Origin of the sequence: Hymenobacter gelipurpurascens, assembly GCF_900187375.1 — a bacterium.
In the GTDB taxonomy this organism is placed as follows: Bacteria; Bacteroidota; Bacteroidia; order Cytophagales; family Hymenobacteraceae; genus Hymenobacter; species Hymenobacter gelipurpurascens.
Genome location: NZ_FYEW01000002.1, coordinates 245,810 through 260,915 on the forward strand (window position 1 = coordinate 245,810; position 15,106 = coordinate 260,915).

7 protein-coding genes are annotated in these 15,106 nt (G+C 51.1%); 2 read left to right on the top strand and 5 right to left on the bottom strand.

The genetic code is table 11. The features are described 5' to 3' along the window. Positions 1–12: 12 nt before the first annotated feature. Positions 13–3,273 carry a SusC/RagA family TonB-linked outer membrane protein gene (locus tag CFT68_RS12820; RefSeq protein ID WP_088843955.1) on the bottom strand — a complete coding sequence of 1,087 codons (3,261 nt, stop codon included), beginning with the start codon at positions 3,271–3,273 and terminating at the stop codon, positions 13–15. A 787-nt stretch (positions 3,274–4,060) separates the two neighbouring features. Between CFT68_RS12820 and CFT68_RS12825 the strand changes: the two genes are divergently transcribed. After that, complete coding sequence (locus CFT68_RS12825; protein ID WP_088843956.1) at positions 4,061–7,192, top strand: SusC/RagA family TonB-linked outer membrane protein; 3,132 nt, start codon at positions 4,061–4,063, stop codon at positions 7,190–7,192. 33 nt (positions 7,193–7,225) lie between these two features. Further along, positions 7,226–8,650, top strand: coding sequence for a RagB/SusD family nutrient uptake outer membrane protein (locus CFT68_RS12830; RefSeq protein ID WP_088843957.1), 1,425 nt, complete (start codon positions 7,226–7,228; stop codon positions 8,648–8,650). Positions 8,651–8,717: 67 nt separating this feature from the next. Here CFT68_RS12830 and CFT68_RS12835 read toward each other — a convergent pair whose 3' ends face one another. The 4 genes from CFT68_RS12835 to lon all read right to left on the bottom strand — a co-directional run bounded on the left by CFT68_RS12835 (position 8,718) and on the right by lon (position 14,827). After that, complete coding sequence (locus CFT68_RS12835) at positions 8,718–9,449, bottom strand: SDR family NAD(P)-dependent oxidoreductase (RefSeq protein ID WP_088843958.1); 732 nt, start codon at positions 9,447–9,449, stop codon at positions 8,718–8,720. Between the two features lie 124 nt (positions 9,450–9,573). Further along, a complete protein-coding gene (gene hslU, locus CFT68_RS12840; protein ID WP_088843959.1) occupies positions 9,574–10,983 on the bottom strand; it encodes an ATP-dependent protease ATPase subunit HslU in 1,410 nt (469 codons plus the stop codon). Between the two features lie 109 nt (positions 10,984–11,092). Beyond that, positions 11,093–12,154, bottom strand: a complete 1,062-nt coding sequence (gene porQ / locus CFT68_RS12845) for a type IX secretion system protein PorQ (protein ID WP_245815386.1) — start codon at positions 12,152–12,154, stop codon at positions 11,093–11,095. 168 nt (positions 12,155–12,322) lie between these two features. Continuing rightward, positions 12,323–14,827: an endopeptidase La gene (lon, locus tag CFT68_RS12850; RefSeq protein ID WP_245815387.1), complete on the bottom strand. Its 2,505-nt coding sequence runs from the start codon at positions 14,825–14,827 to the stop codon at positions 12,323–12,325. Positions 14,828–15,106 lie beyond the last annotated feature (279 nt).

A 15,106-nucleotide genomic window follows, 5' to 3' on the forward strand; every position in this document is an offset into this window, starting at 1 on the left:
TGATAGAGCAGATTAAAGGGTTACGTTAAGAGTAGCCCCGTAAAACTTGGTTGGAGGGGTTTGCAATACACTGTTGATACCGATGGCATTGCTGCCAGCTGCCGTGCCGCTGAATTCAGGGTCGGTGTAAATGTTCTCTTTCGGTACCCATGTAAAGATATTCCGGCCGAAAAGATTCACTGAAGCACCTTTAACCAATCCAATTTTCGACACGAGAGTAGTAGGCAGTGCGTAGCTCAGCGAAACCTCCCGGATTTTAAAGAATTTACCCGTAGTCACGTAGTTTTCGGCTACACCAGTGTTCCAGTTAGGCGTGTTAGCCCAGAACTCCGAGCCACCAGGGGTCAGGCCCGAGGTGTTTGGTACATACGTTACACCGCCATCGGTAGAAATTGCCGAGTTAGGATATACGAAGTCCTGACGGCCATACTGCGTGCTGCGTACACCGCTACCCGTGAAGTCGAGGTTTTCACCAATGGTGTTGTACACCACATAACCCGTACGGAGTTCGCCCTGGCCAGCCAGCGTCAGACCCTTGAAAGTAAGGCTGGTGTTGAAACCATACCGATACTTTGGTTGGGTATTACCGAAGATCTTGGTATCCGTAGCAATAATTGGGGCGTAACGCACCAGAGTTGCGTCGTTCGGATCAGCCACCTTCTGCATTTTCACCTGGCCATCAGCAGTGCGCTGGTAGTAGGTACCCTGCAGCACGGGGAAAGGCTGACCTGGGATAGCAAACAAATCGGCGTTCGTGCTCTGGCGGCCGCTACCAGTCAGGTTGAGCTGTGGCAGGCCGTTTGGCAGTGAAATAACTTCGTTGTTGTTATAGTTGAAGTTACCACCTACTGTGAACGTAAAGCCGTTCTCAAGGCGTACTGGCGTAATGTTCAGGTCAGCTTCAACACCTTGGTTTTGCACTTCACCAGCATTGAGCAGCAAGGTTTGGTAACCTGCAGCACCTGAGATACTGGTTTGTACTGTCTGGTTCGTGCTTCGCTGGCTGTAATACGTAACAGCACCAGCAACCCGGCGCTTCAAGAAGCTCAGTTCAACACCTGCTTCAATGGAACGGGTTTCTTCAGGCAAAAGACCTGGCTGTACTAGGCCACCATTCGCCGTATAGGAAGCTGTATTTCCGAAGGGGAAACCAGCACCCAGGCCATATGTTGAGGCCAGTTGATAAGCACCTCCCGTGTTATACACACCGAAAGCTGTTGCGCCTTGCAAGTTTACTTGGCTAACCTTGGAGATACCTCCACGGATCTTGCCGTAATCGAGCCACGAAACATCCTTCAAGGCAGGTACAGCATTCGTGAAAACGAAAGATGCATCTACGCCTGGGTAGTAGAAGCTCCGGTTGTCAGGATCCAGAACTGAGATGTTGTCGTTGCGTAGCGAGCCGTGCAGGTACAGGAAATCCTTGTAGCCTACAGTCAGATCAGCATAGAAAGCGTACAAGCGGGTGCGCGCTCGGGCATCTCCACCATTGAGAATACCTACACGGTTTGCCAGATTAAAACCGTCACCAACAACAGGAACAGCCAGTGCACTAGAGCTTACAAAGTTGTAGCGGCTGTCAGTTTGCTGAATGTTATTGCCCAAGATGGCCTGCACGCTGATATCGCCGAACGTTTTGTCCATGCTCAGGAACAGGTCCGAGTTGATACGCGTAAAGTTGCTGGCCAGATCCTGTACAAAACCAGGATAGCTGGCAATCTGCTTCGGCGATCCTGGAGCAAGCGAGAACTTATTCTGCGTAGTTAGGCTGGTCTGACCGATGGAGGTAGTACCTAAGCGATAGTTTACCTTAACCCAATCCGTCAGTTTATAAGACAGGTCGATGTTACCCTGCACCGTATTACGACGATCCTTCGTGCGGTTTGCATCAAGGATGAAGTACGGGTTGTAGTAGTAGGCGTTGTAGTAACCGTAGTTTGGCTCAGCAAACGGGTTGTTTACATAGTCTTTGTACGACGTGAGAGGAGCCATTACCGTCGTGTTGAACACGTTCCAGTACACCGAAGTGTTCCGGTCCAGGTTCGAGGTAACATCAGCAACCTGCTGCGAGTATGACATGTTGAAGCCAACATTCAAGCGGCCCATTTCCCGTGACGCATTGAAGCGGAAAGAGTTCCGGTCAAACTTGTCCTTTGGGACGATACCGTTGTTGTGCAGGTTCTGGTAAGAGGCAAAGAACTTGTTCTTCTCATCACCACCCGAGAACGATACGCCGTTCTGCATTTGGTAGCCTGTGTTGAAGAAATCTTTTTTCTCATTAGGACGGGCTTCATACGACAGCATTTGCACGCTACCATCAGCTAGTTCCTGACCAAAAGGACGCATGGAACCATCGAAACGAGGACCGTACTGCTGGTTTTCGTAACCCTGATATTGGTAAGTATAGTCGTCTACTTTGTTGTTGGGGTCAAAGAAGAGTCCAGCCTTTGCATTTGCAGAGTTGTTATACCAGTCTGGCGAACCAGGTCCGAATTCTTCCTGGAACTTAGGCAGGAACGAAATGGACTCGAATTGCGAAGTATGTGAGAAAGTAACCTGCGAAGAAGTACCACCCTTTTTCGTAGTGATAATCAGTGCGCCGTTAGATGCCTGCGAACCATATAGAGCGGCTGCGTTAGCACCTTTCAGCACGTCGATAGAAGCAACGTCATCTGGGTTCAGTGCGCCCAAAACGTCGTTCGTAGAAATAACGCCGTCAATTACGATCAGCGCTTCGTTGTTACCGGTCAGCGAACGGCTACCACGCAGCGTTACACGGGGGGCTGCAGTTACGCTGTTGTTCAGAGTCTGAATCTGCAGACCCGAAACTTTACCGGCTAGGCCGTTGGCTACGTTCGTAACACGGGCCTGAGTAAGCTCTTTGCTGTCGAGAGAAGCGGTTGCATAACCAACCTGCTGCTGCTGACGCTGGATGCCCAAGGCACCCGTTACAACTACTTCACCTAGTTGCTTAGAATCGGCTCCCAGACCAATATCAATGGTGGAAGCATCACCGATAGCCCGCTCTACAGCAACAAAGCCGATAGACGAGAAGGTGAGGGTAGTTGCAGAAGCTGGGGCACTAATGGTATAGCTACCATCAGCGTTTGTTGAAACGCCAATAGTGGTTCCTTTCACCAGTACCGTTACACCAGGTAGGCCTTGGCCATTAGAGCGGTCAGTAACCCGTCCTGAGATTTGACGATTCTGCGCGGCCGCCTGCTGCAACAGTACGGGCGCGACAAGAGCCGCCGTTAATAAAATTTTTCGCATGTGAGTGAAAAACGTTTAGTGAATTGAAACTGTGCTACAAGTTATGCTTTAGTGTTCAAAAGAGAAAAAATTTAATCAGTTCTAGTAACAAGCTATCCAAGCTCCAACTTATTTATTGATCCAACATCATAGCTCTACTCAAAAATGATGGTATCTTTTCATGATAGCAATAGTTGCCAATGCAATGAATTAATATAATTATAATACAAATTATATTAATTATAATACAATTAACGATTCTGACATTTTTAAATACCGCTGAGTGTAGCCTATAGAGATATTCTTCTCCTTAATTACTTATCACCGCGCGTAGCTTTACTATAGCATAATAAGAATATGAAACTTCTATTTATAGCGAAGAGAATGTTCTTTACTGCATAAATAGATCCTTTGGAATACTGGTACTAGCCGTACGCAGTCAAGCTACTACTACGCTATAATCTACATCCAGCAACAGGACAGACTTGTTGAGGCGCACTCAGCCAGTTAAACGCGATCTGTCTTGGTCAAGTCTTTATCGAGTGTCCTGTGACACGTCTTTATATCTAACCAGAAACCATATATCTAAACTACAATATATCAATCGAAACTGATCGACCTGTATTATTCACCGTTTAGCAGAGAAATTTATATCATTCAGCGAAAAAAACAAGCTTAATTTGAATACAAAGCGGTGTTTGTTGAAATATCTCCATAACTTTCCAACCGAGCTAGCACCCTTTGCAAGTGAGAGCATCTAGTAGCTGCTTCTTTTATCAACTCCAAAACTTCACTCACACCCTATTACATGAATAAAGCATTACTTCTTGCTATACCACTAGCTACCATGAGTGTAGCGCAGGTATTTGCACAAACTCGTACTATAAGCGGTCGGGTTACTGATCGGACCACCGGTGAAGGTCTTCCTGGCGTTACAGTGCTGGTAAAAGGAACCAACAATGGTATTTCCACCAACTCGGATGGTTCTTATACGCTTACCGTTCCCGAAGCTGGAGGAACTCTAGTATTCAGCTCTGTTGGCTTTGTTCCTCAGGAGAGAGCAATTGGCACTGATAATCAGCTTAGCATTGGCCTCAGCGCCGACACGAAGGCTTTGAGCGAAGTAGTCGTAACGGGCTATGGTGGAACGCAGGATGTAAAAGAAATTACAGGCTCACAAAGCCGCGTTACCGAAGAGAAGCTCACCAACCAACCCGTACAGAGCTTTGATCAAGCCTTAACTGGCAGATCTGCTGGTGTACAAATCACCAACCCTGGTGGTACACTGGCCGATGGTGTAGCTATTCGCATCCGTGGTGTTAACTCCATTTCAAATAGCTCACAACCGCTATTTGTGGTTGATGGTGTGCCGTTGAACACCCTTACCAATGCTAACGTCTTCAACGGCGGCAATGGTACCCGTTACAACCCATTGGCAGATATCAACCCCAACGATATTCAGTCAATTGACATTCTTAAGGATGCTGCCGCCGCCGCTATTTATGGCTCGCGTGCATCTAACGGCGTTATCCTGATTACTACTAAGCGTGGTAAAGCAGGCCAAAACCGTTTGACTTTTAATTCCTACATAGGTTTTCAGGAGGCAACACGTATTCCGAAGGTTTTGAATGGAGATGACTTCAACCTCATTCAAAATGAAAAGGCATTCAATGCCAACGCTGCACGCCCTGCTCAGTACCCAACAGCTGTAATCGCCCGGGACATTGATGTGAATGGCGATGGTGTTCCAGATCGTACAGACTGGATGAAAGAAATATTCCAGAAAGGAATACAGCAAGACTATCAGGTTGCTCTTTCTGGTGGTAATGAGTTAGCCAGCTATTACGCTTCAGGCGACTGGACCGATCAAAAAGGTATCCTTACTAACAACCAGTTGAAGCGTGGATCTGTACGCTTGAACCTTGACATTACCCCCAAGAAATGGCTGAAGGGTGGTATCAGCACCAGCTATTCTAAGGCACTGAATAAAGGTGTACTCACAGATGGCTACCTCGCGGGTGTTACACTTGCAGGCTACAACGCTCCTCCAAACGTTCCGATCTACAACCCAGATGGAACCTACTATCTGAACACAGCCGGTAACTTAGGTAACGGTAACAACCTGACCCAGTACCTGCTTAACAACTTTAACCACGCGACGGCAGTTACTGAGTTGCAGCGTAACAATAACACAACCCAGCGTATTCTGGCTAATGGATACTTGACGGTTGAGCCTGTTACCGGCCTAAAGTTGACGTCTAAGTTGGGTATTGATTACTTCAACAACTTTGAGGATCAGTATAGCAGCCCTCTTATTTCCGGCCTAGGACGTTCCTACAACGGTTTGGTACAGGATAACAACCTAAACCAGACTCTGTGGAACTGGCAAAACTATGCTAACTACGACAAAACGTTTGCTGATAAACACACCGTGAACCTAACGGCTGGTGTAGAATATCAGGAGGAGCGTCAGCAGCAGATTTATACTCCTGCCGAGAACTTCGTTGATCCTAAGTACAAGGACATTCTTGATGGACTTTACTCGGGAACGTTCACAGGAGGTGGATCGAAGTATGCACGTGGTTTCCAGTCGTACTATGGCCGTGCTAACTACTCGTTTGCTAACAAGTATTATGCATCGTTCACAATCCGGAACGATGCAGACTCACGCTTCGGTAGAAACAACCAGCGCGGCACATTCCCTGCAGGTTCGCTAGCATGGCGTATCTCGGAGGAAGGCTTCATGAGCAACTATTCCTTCATCAGTGATCTGAAAGTTCGGGCTAGCTATGGTATTGTAGGTAACTCAAATGGTTTGAGCAACTACGGCTCCGTGACCTCCATCGGTGGCGGTCAATACGCTGACCTTAATGGTTTGAGTGTTACTGCCGTTGGAAACCCAAGCCTACAGTGGGAGAAATCCAAAAAGTTCGACGTTGGCTTGGACCTGTCCGTATTGAAGGACCGGATCGGGGTTACATTCGACTTTTATGATACGAACGTTGACGGCCTTGTCCTGAACGCCCCAGTACTTCTTACCACTGGTCTCCCAGGAGCATCAGTTACAAGAAACGTAGGCAAGATGTACAACCGCGGGGTTGAGCTTTCCTTGAATACGGTGAACGTACGTCTTGAAAACGGCTTTACTTGGTCTTCTCAGCTTAACTTCTCCGTTATCAAGAACCGCGTTCTTGAATTAGCTACACCAACTGATATCGTTTCCGGCGTGCAGCGGGTTGGCATTGGCAAATCTGTAGGCGTATACTATCTGCCAGAGTGGGCAGGTGTAAACCCCGAGAACGGCAATGCCCAGTTCAAGGATAAGGATGGTAACATTAAGCAATACAATCCTTCTACTCTGACTTGGACTACCCTTGCTGGCGAACCAACTGCAGCAATTGGCGCTGCAGATTTCAAGTACACCAAGAAGAGCGGTTACCCTACCATGTATGGTGGCTTTGACAACACCTTCTCCTGGAAAGGGGTTGAGTTAGGAGTATTCATGCAGTATAGCGGTGGCAACCTGATTTATAACGCCACCCGCGCTGGCCTGTTGACCAACTCACTGAACAACAACCTTGAGGAAATTAAGGACCGTTGGACTACTCCGGGTCAGAAAACGGATGTTCCTAAGCTGGTTCTGCAGGACAACATTTCAACGCAAGCGTCAACTCGCTGGTTGGAGAAAGGCGACTTCTTGCGTCTACGTCAAGTGCGTCTTGGTTACAACCTGCCCAAGCCAGCACTTGCTGCAATTGGTGGCCTGAACAATGTGAACCTGTACGTGATGGTTCAGAACGCTTACGTTTTCACGGATTATAAAGGAACAGATCCTGAGGTAAACTCGAACCGAAATAATACCAACATTGGTTACGGCATCGACAACCGCTCAGTGCCACAGCCACGGAGCTACGTTTTCGGGGTAAACATCGGTATCTAATTCCTTTTTGCTAAAAATTTGCTTCACCGCTTTATGACACATAATTCTAATTTGTTTTGGAAAGCAGCGCTCAGCGCGATGCTTCTCACTACTGCTTCAAGCTGCGACAAGGTTCTTGATCAAGCTCCTCCAGCTGCTTTCACCACTGCTGAAGGTTACAGCACCCCAGCTCGTATCGCCAGCTCAGCGCTCGGCATGTACGATGGCCTGCAAAACGCAGAATTTCTTGGTGGCCGTGCATTGATTTACGCCGACATTCGTGCTGACGATGTTGATCCTGCAGCTTACTTCGGCACGCTGGCTAATAACACGCAATTGGCCAGTGATGGTACTGCTCAGCTTGCTTGGCAGGGAGGTTACCGCACTATTTATTCGGTAAATTTCTTCTTACAAGAGCTGCAAAAAAACACAGGTATTGCTCCAGCTGACCTTGAGGCTCAGTACATCGGAGAGGGCAAGTATATCCGGGCTCTGACCATGTTCTACTTGGTGAATCTGTATGCTCAACCTTACAACTATACTGCTGGGGCCACGCACTTGGGCATTCCTATTCAGTTGGTAGCTCCTGATGCTTCAAATGCTTTCGACCCTGCTCAGAACCTTCCAAGAGCAACTGTAGCCGAAGTATATGCTCAGATTGAAACAGATCTGAACGATGCTATCACCCGCTTGCCTGAGACGTATACCACTGCTTTTAGCAAAGTGGGTCGTGCTACAAAAGATGCTGCTCGTGCACTGCTTTCGCGTGTTGAGCTGTACAAAGGTGACTACGCTAAGTCGGCTCAGCTTGCCGGTGATGTAATTACGGGTGGGCGTCATGCGCTTAATGCTTCGCCGCTGACTCCTTTCCGCACTTTTACTACCAGCGAGTCTATCTTCTCTGTAGCACAGGGCACTTCGGATAACCCTAATACCAACAACGCTATCGGTCAGCACTACGGTCCTTCGCCAGCCCGTGCTGACATCACGATTACTCCCTACATCAACATTCCGGTTACTCAGTTTGCAGCAGACGACAAGCGCCGTACGCTACTCACTACGCAGTCAACGGCGAACAACCGTTACTACACGATTAAGTACGCGGCCATCTCAGCCGACTGGGTTCCAATCTCGCGTTATTCTGAAGTTTTGTTGAACCGTGCTGAATCATTGGTTCGGACAACAAACACTGTAAATCCAGAAGCTCTGACGCTGCTTAACCAAGTACGTAGCCGCTCTACTACTCCCTATGTAGCATTTACCTCCGCTACGGAACTCTTGAACGCTATTTTGCTGGAGCGTCGTTTGGAACTTGCTTTCGAAGGTCACCGCCTGTTCGACTTGCTTCGTAATAAGCAAGGCACAACAGCCCGGGGCTCAGCAGCCGCACAGCCTTACGGCAGCCCACGTTTGATTATGCCTATCCCGCTTCGCGAGATTCAGCAGAACCCAAACCTAGTACAGAACGAGGGTTACTAATAACATAACCCTATTAACAAGAAAAGGCCCTACACAAGTAGGGCCTTTTCTTGTTAATAGGGTTATGTTATTTAATAGACTCCATTCGCAATACTACTTCCTCCTCTGAGATTGCAGGCTGAGAAAGCCATGCTATAATATTTTTAGCAACGTCATGAGGCTCTGCTAACTTGCCGGCAGAGTGGTATTCAGCAAACCTATCAGCTTCACTGAAGTTACTTACCTCTGCACTGCGGATGTGTTCTTGCATAGTGGTGTCGAGAATACCGGGGGAAAGGCTGCGGATGCGGATGCCACTGCCGCGTAGGTCTTGCTCCTTTTGGGCTGTGCGTGATAATGCATCGAGAGCAGCTTTGGAGGCAGAGTAGGCTCCCCAGCCGTCTACCGCACGTTGAGCGGCCCCGCTACTGATGTTGAGAATGGTGCGTGGAACAGAAAGACCGGAATAGGCGCTCAGAAATGTATTCATGAACATGGCCGGGGCCACAGTATTAACGTCAAAAACAAACTCGAAGTGCTCGTTCTGCTGCTCACCCACATACCCTATTTTGCCAACAACAGCCGCATTGTTAATTAGGGTGATACTCTGTGCATCCGAGTGGGCTGGGAAGACCTTATGCAGGTTGTTTTGTACTGCCAGCATATCAGAAAGATCCAGGGGCTGGTGGGTGTATCGCTCGTGCGTAATGGTGGCATGCCGGCACACACCCAGTACGGCCGTGTTGGGCTGCTGCAGGACTTCTTCGGCAAGCGCTCTGCCTAGGCCACGACTGGCGCCCGTAATGATGTAATAGTGCATAGAGGAAAGGAATGTGAAGAGAAGCAGTTAAAAAATACGGTAGAAAACGAAAAGAGGTGGCCTAGGCCACCTCTTTTCGTTTTCTACGGAGTTCAATTGAACACCATAACTGCTATGCAGTAGCCTAGAGAATATATTGACTTAGGTCGCGGTTGCGTACCATGTCCCGAAGCCGCTCTTCCACCAAATCCCGGGTGATAAGGATATGGGCATTAGGTCCGATTCGGTCTGGCACATCGAACAGGATATCGTTCAAGAGGCGGCTCATGACTGTGTGTAAGCGCCGGGCACCGATGTTTTCTACTTCACTGTTGACTTCAAAAGCAATACTCGCGAGGCGCTCCAACGCTTCATCTTCAAACGTAAGCTCTACTTCCTCCGCTTTGAGCAAGGCCTCGTATTGCTTGGTGAGGGCATTTTTAGGGTCTTTCAGAATGCGATAAAAGTCGTCTTTGGTGAGGCTCTGCAGCTCTACGCGAATGGGAAAGCGGCCCTGCAGCTCCGGAATCAGGTCGGAGGGTTTAGCAACGTGGAAGGCGCCGGCAGCAATGAACAGAATATGGTCGGTGTGAATGATGCCGTACTTGGTACTCACGGCTGAGCCTTCCACAATGGGCAATAGGTCGCGCTGTACGCCTTCGCGACTGACATCGGGGCCACCGCCACCTTTGCTGCTGCGGCTGGCGACTTTATCAATCTCATCAATGAAGATAATGCCGGCGTTTTCGGCCTGGCGGATGGCTTCGTCCTTCACCTCGTCCATGTCGATGAGCTTGGCGGCTTCCTCATCGAGCAAGATCTTGCGGGCCTCGGCAATGGTGACTTTGCGCTTGCGGGTTTTCTTAGGTATCATAGAGCCCAGCATATCCTGAATGCCAGCCATGGAGGCCTCGTCTAGGCCAGTCTGCCCGCCTATCACACCGATGCCGGGCGAGCTGTTCTGCTGCACCCGAATATCGATTTTGCGGTCGTCCATTTCGCCGCTGCGGATTTTCTCCCGGAACCGCTCGCGGGTACGCTCGTTCAGCTCGTAATCGGAGTCGGGCAGCTGGCCGCCATCAGGAGCTCCGAACCCAACGTTGGGTTTCACGGCTGCACTGCCAGAAACAGGCGGAATTAAGGCATCAAGAATCAGGTCCTCGACGGCTTGCGCGGCCTGGGCTTTCACTTCCTCTTTGCGCCGCTGCTTTACCATGTTTACGGACTGCTCCACCAAGTCGCGCACCATACTTTCCACATCGCGGCCCACGTAGCCTACTTCCGTGAATTTGGAGGCTTCTACTTTGGTGAAGGGGGCACCGGAAATACTGGCCAGCCGGCGCGCTATTTCGGTTTTACCAACACCCGTAGAACCAATCATCAGGATATTATTGGGCACTATTTCGCGCTGCATCTCGATGGGCGCATGCAACCGACGCCAGCGGTTACGCAAAGCAATGGCTACATGGCGCTTGGCATCGTGCTGCCCGATAATGTATTTATCAAGCTCGGCTACAATCTGAGCAGGCGTGAGGAACTCGGCAGAATCTAACATATAGGAAGGTGTGTAATTGGATGGGAGTGCCGGGTTATATCCCGATTGTGCAGGAAAGGTTTTGGGAGGAACGCCACATCTCCGACTGGCCTAGGCCACTCCCGCTACCTTACTCCTCTTTTTTAAACAAAGAACTCAGGTTGCGAGAAACGGTGAAGTAATTGGCTGCCCCCGACGCATGGTAGCCCGCATGCGTATAGTCCAGCTGAAACTCGCTGATGCGCAGCATGGCACCAAACGAAAACCCCGCACCGCCTGAGGTATTTTCCAGGCGTAGCTCGCGGCGCTGCAAATGATTGTAGCCCACGCGCAGGTTTAGGTTTTTGCTCAGCAGCAGCTCCCCTCCTACCACAAAGTGGCGGGCAATTTTGTCGCCAAGCGTTTTCTTAGGCTCGATTTCGTTGTTGGCTTCATCCAGCTGTCCGCGCTGGCTGGGGTCGAGATACACGATATCCAGCTGCTGCAAGTGGTGCGCCGTGAAGGAAAAGCGAAACGGGAGATGCTCCGGCTTAAACGACGTTCCTAGCTGTACATCCAGCGGCATTGGCTCGCGGCCAGCGCCATCGTAGGCCTTTAGCTGGTAGCCCGCGTTGCGCACCACCAGGCCTACCGTAAAATCCTGCTCGGGGTGTTTGAACAGTCCTCCCACATCGGCCAGCGTAGCGACGGAGTGGTTGCCGCTGATGCCTGAAACGGCCAGTTTGAGCGTACCTGCCAGCGTGAAACTGCCGCTGGTGTAGGAATCTGAGGCACTCAACGCGTATTCATTCACAGAAAACTCGCCCAGACTGTTGCCTGCCGCATCTACCTGCTCAAACCGACCATAATTCAGATACGACAGGCCTACGCCAAAGCGCCCGGCATGTGCCGTATTGAACACGTACGCGGCAGTACTCTGCTTGATATCGGCCAGATAGTCAACATAGCCTAGGGCTAAGCGCCCATCCATTTCGGCATTGAGCAGGGCGGGGTTCCCGAATAGCATGGTGCCGTCAGCATCGCGGGAGGAAACGTTTACGCCGCCAAGGCCCGCTAGTTTAGCGCTGCCGGGCAGGTTCAGGAAAGAGAAGGCCTGCTGCCCGCCAATCTGGGCCGCTACTGGCCTAGCCGCCGTGGCCAACAGGCCTACGAGAGCAAATGCAGAAATCCGACGGCGTAGCGGTGTCATCATCGTTCTAAGATACAGGGAAACCGGAGTATCCGGAGCGGGTGGCGTAAGCGCATTTTCAGTGGCTGGCACAAAAAAAGAATTGGTCTGGCGAAGCTACTCTCTACCCCTGCTACCGCAATTTTACTGGGCATGAGGTGAGGAGTGACTTCGCCAGACCAATTTCCAGGTTTAGCTTACTTCTACGCTTGGCCCAAGGGCTGGCGCGGCCTCATCCCGAACAATGAGTTTTATAGGATGCGCCACTTTCTCCTTGAGCAGCGCCACTTCCAGCACGTCATCTACACGGTCGGCGTAGTGAATCGTGACATCTTTGAGATATTCAGCCGGAATCTCGTTGATGTCTTTGCGGTTTTTGTGGCACAGGATGATGTCCTTCACGCCAGCGCGCTTAGCCGCCAGAATTTTCTCCTTGATACCACCCACCGGCAACACCTTACCGCGCAACGTAATCTCGCCCGTCATGGCCAAATGGCTCCGGATTTTGCGCTGCGTGAATACCGAGGCAATGCTGGTGAAAATGGCAATACCCGCGCTCGGCCCGTCTTTCGGTACGGCACCCTCGGGAAAATGGATGTGTAAGTCGTACTGGTCGAAGAGACGGTAATCGATATCCAGTTCTTCGGCGCGGCTGCGCAGATACGACAGCGCCGTCACGGCCGATTCCTTCATTACGTCGCCGAGCTGGCCCGAGAGTGTGAGCTTGCCGCGGCCGCGGCTTAGCAGGCTTTCAATGAACAGAATGTCGCCGCCCACGGAGGTCCAGGCCAAGCCAGTAACCACGCCGGCCGTCTCGTTGTCCTGGTACTGGTCGCGGTCGAAGATGGCGGCACCCAGGATGCGGGCAATGTCTTTGGGCTCTAGGGTAGCAGGAAATTCCTCCTTCATGGCCTTGCTTTTGGCAAGATTACGGGCCACTGCGCCCAGCTTACGCTCCAGACTTCGCACCCCCGATTCGCGGGTATAATCGTCAATCACGCGCTGCAAAGCAGCATTAGTGATGGCGGAATCTTTGGGGCCTAGGCCATGCTCGTGCAGCATTTTAGGCCACAAGTGCTTCTTAGCAATCTGGGTTTTTTCCTCCAGCGTGTAGCCGGTCAGGTCAATGATTTCCATCCGGTCGCGCAGGGCGGGCTGAATGGTTTCCAGCGAGTTAGCCGTAGCAATGAAGAGAACTTTACTCAGATCGTACTCTACTTCCAGGTAGTTGTCCGTGAAGGTGGAGTTCTGCTCCGGGTCCAGCACTTCCAGCAGCGCCGACGATGGGTCGCCGCGGAAATCGGAGTTGATTTTGTCGATTTCATCGAGCACAATCACCGGATTAGACGCGCCCGATTTCTTGATCTGGGAGATAATACGGCCCGGCATGGCGCCCACGTAGGTTTTGCGGTGGCCCCGGATTTCGGCTTCGTCGCGGACGCCACCCAGGCTCATGCGCACGTATTTGCGTCCCAGCGCCTTCGCGATGGAGCGGCCCAAGCTGGTTTTACCCACGCCGGGAGGCCCGTAGAGGCACAGAATCGGCGCCTTCATATCCTGCTTCAGCTTGAGCACGGCCAAATACTCAATGATGCGCTCCTTTACCTTTTCGAGGCCGTAGTGGTCGTCGTCGAGGATTTTTTTGGTGCGCTTCAGGTTGAAGTTGTCCTTGGTGTACTCGGCCCACGGCAGATCAAGCAGGAACTCCACGTAGTTTACGCTCACCGGATATTCGGCGGCTTGCGGGTTGATGCGAGCCAGCTTTTCCAGCTCTTTGTTGAAATGCTTGGCTACCGCCTCCGACCACTTTTTACCTTTAGCACGCTGGCGTAGCTTTTCCACTTCCTGGTCGGGACCATCGAAGCCGAGCTCATCCTGCAGCACCTTGATCTGCTGGCGCAGGAAGTAGTCGCGCTGCTGCTGGTCGATGTCAGTGTGGACTTTCGTCTGGATTTCACGCTTGATTTCCAGCAGCTGAATCTCCTTCATCATCAGCTCCAGCAGCTGGGTGCCGCGCTCTACGCCGTCGTTGATTTCGAGCAGCTTCTGCTTCATGCCCACTTCCACGTTGATGTTGGAAGACAGGAAATGCGTCAGGAAAGACGGTGACTCGATATTCTCCAGGGCCATTTGGGCTTCCTGCGGAATCTCGGGGTTGAGCTTGAGCATCTTGGCGGCCGCGTCTTTCAACGACGACACCAGGGCTTTCACCTCTTTGGAGGTTTTGTTCGGAAACGTTTCGGGGGCGTAGGCCACCCGCGCCATTAGATAAGGCGTGCTCTGGGTTTCTGCTTCAATCTGAAACCGCGACTGTCCCTGAATGATGATGGTGGTATTGCCGTCGGGCAGTACCAGCAGCTTCAGAATTTTGGCCATCGTGCCCACCTGATACAGGTCGGCGAGGGTCGGATCGTCGCTCTGAACGTTTTTCTGGGCTACTACGCCCACTATTTTATTGCCCCGATAGGCCTTGCGCACCAGCCGGATACTCTTTTTGCGGGTTACCGTTACGGGCAACACCACGCCCGGAAACAGGACAGTGTTGCGCACCGGCAGCAGCGGGAGGATAGCAGGCGAATCATCGGGGCCCAGGGGCTGGTCGGGGTCGGTAGCCACAATGGAAACCACTTCGGCCGGATCTTCACTCATCAGCAGAAAGGAAGATAAGGAGGAGTTATTCGAATCGGATTGACTCATGGGCAGGACGGAGGGAAAGGGAAAGCCGGATGCCAGAATGACAGCCGAGGCGACAAGCGCCCTTGCCCGAAGCAGGATATTCTTTCGAAGGTACGGATTCGGCAAGTGCCGTGCCACGCTGGCACTTGTGCATTTTTGCCGGTAACAAGCCGCCAACCCGGCACCTTTCCGTGCTGAATACCGCCAGTCCGGCAGAATGAAATCAGCCTCCATGGGCATCAAAAATTTCCTATTTTTGATTTTCCTTGCGCCGGTCTATCCTGCCTCCGTGCCTACTAT

Bases quoted from the DNA above. Each gene is read 5' to 3' on its own strand.
- CFT68_RS12835 (WP_088843958.1), bottom strand. From the start codon at position 9,449: ATGCACTATTACATCATTACGGGCGCCAGTCGTGGCCTAGGCAGAGCG.
- CFT68_RS12825 (WP_088843956.1), top strand. From the start codon at position 4,061: ATGAATAAAGCATTACTTCTTGCTATACCACTAGCTACCATGAGTGTA.
- hslU (WP_088843959.1), bottom strand. From the start codon at position 10,983: ATGTTAGATTCTGCCGAGTTCCTCACGCCTGCTCAGATTGTAGCCGAG.
- CFT68_RS12830 (WP_088843957.1), top strand. From the start codon at position 7,226: ATGACACATAATTCTAATTTGTTTTGGAAAGCAGCGCTCAGCGCGATG.
- lon (WP_245815387.1), bottom strand. From the start codon at position 14,827: ATGAGTCAATCCGATTCGAATAACTCCTCCTTATCTTCCTTTCTGCTG.
- porQ (WP_245815386.1), bottom strand. From the start codon at position 12,154: ATGATGACACCGCTACGCCGTCGGATTTCTGCATTTGCTCTCGTAGGC.
- CFT68_RS12820 (WP_088843955.1), bottom strand. From the start codon at position 3,273: ATGCGAAAAATTTTATTAACGGCGGCTCTTGTCGCGCCCGTACTGTTG.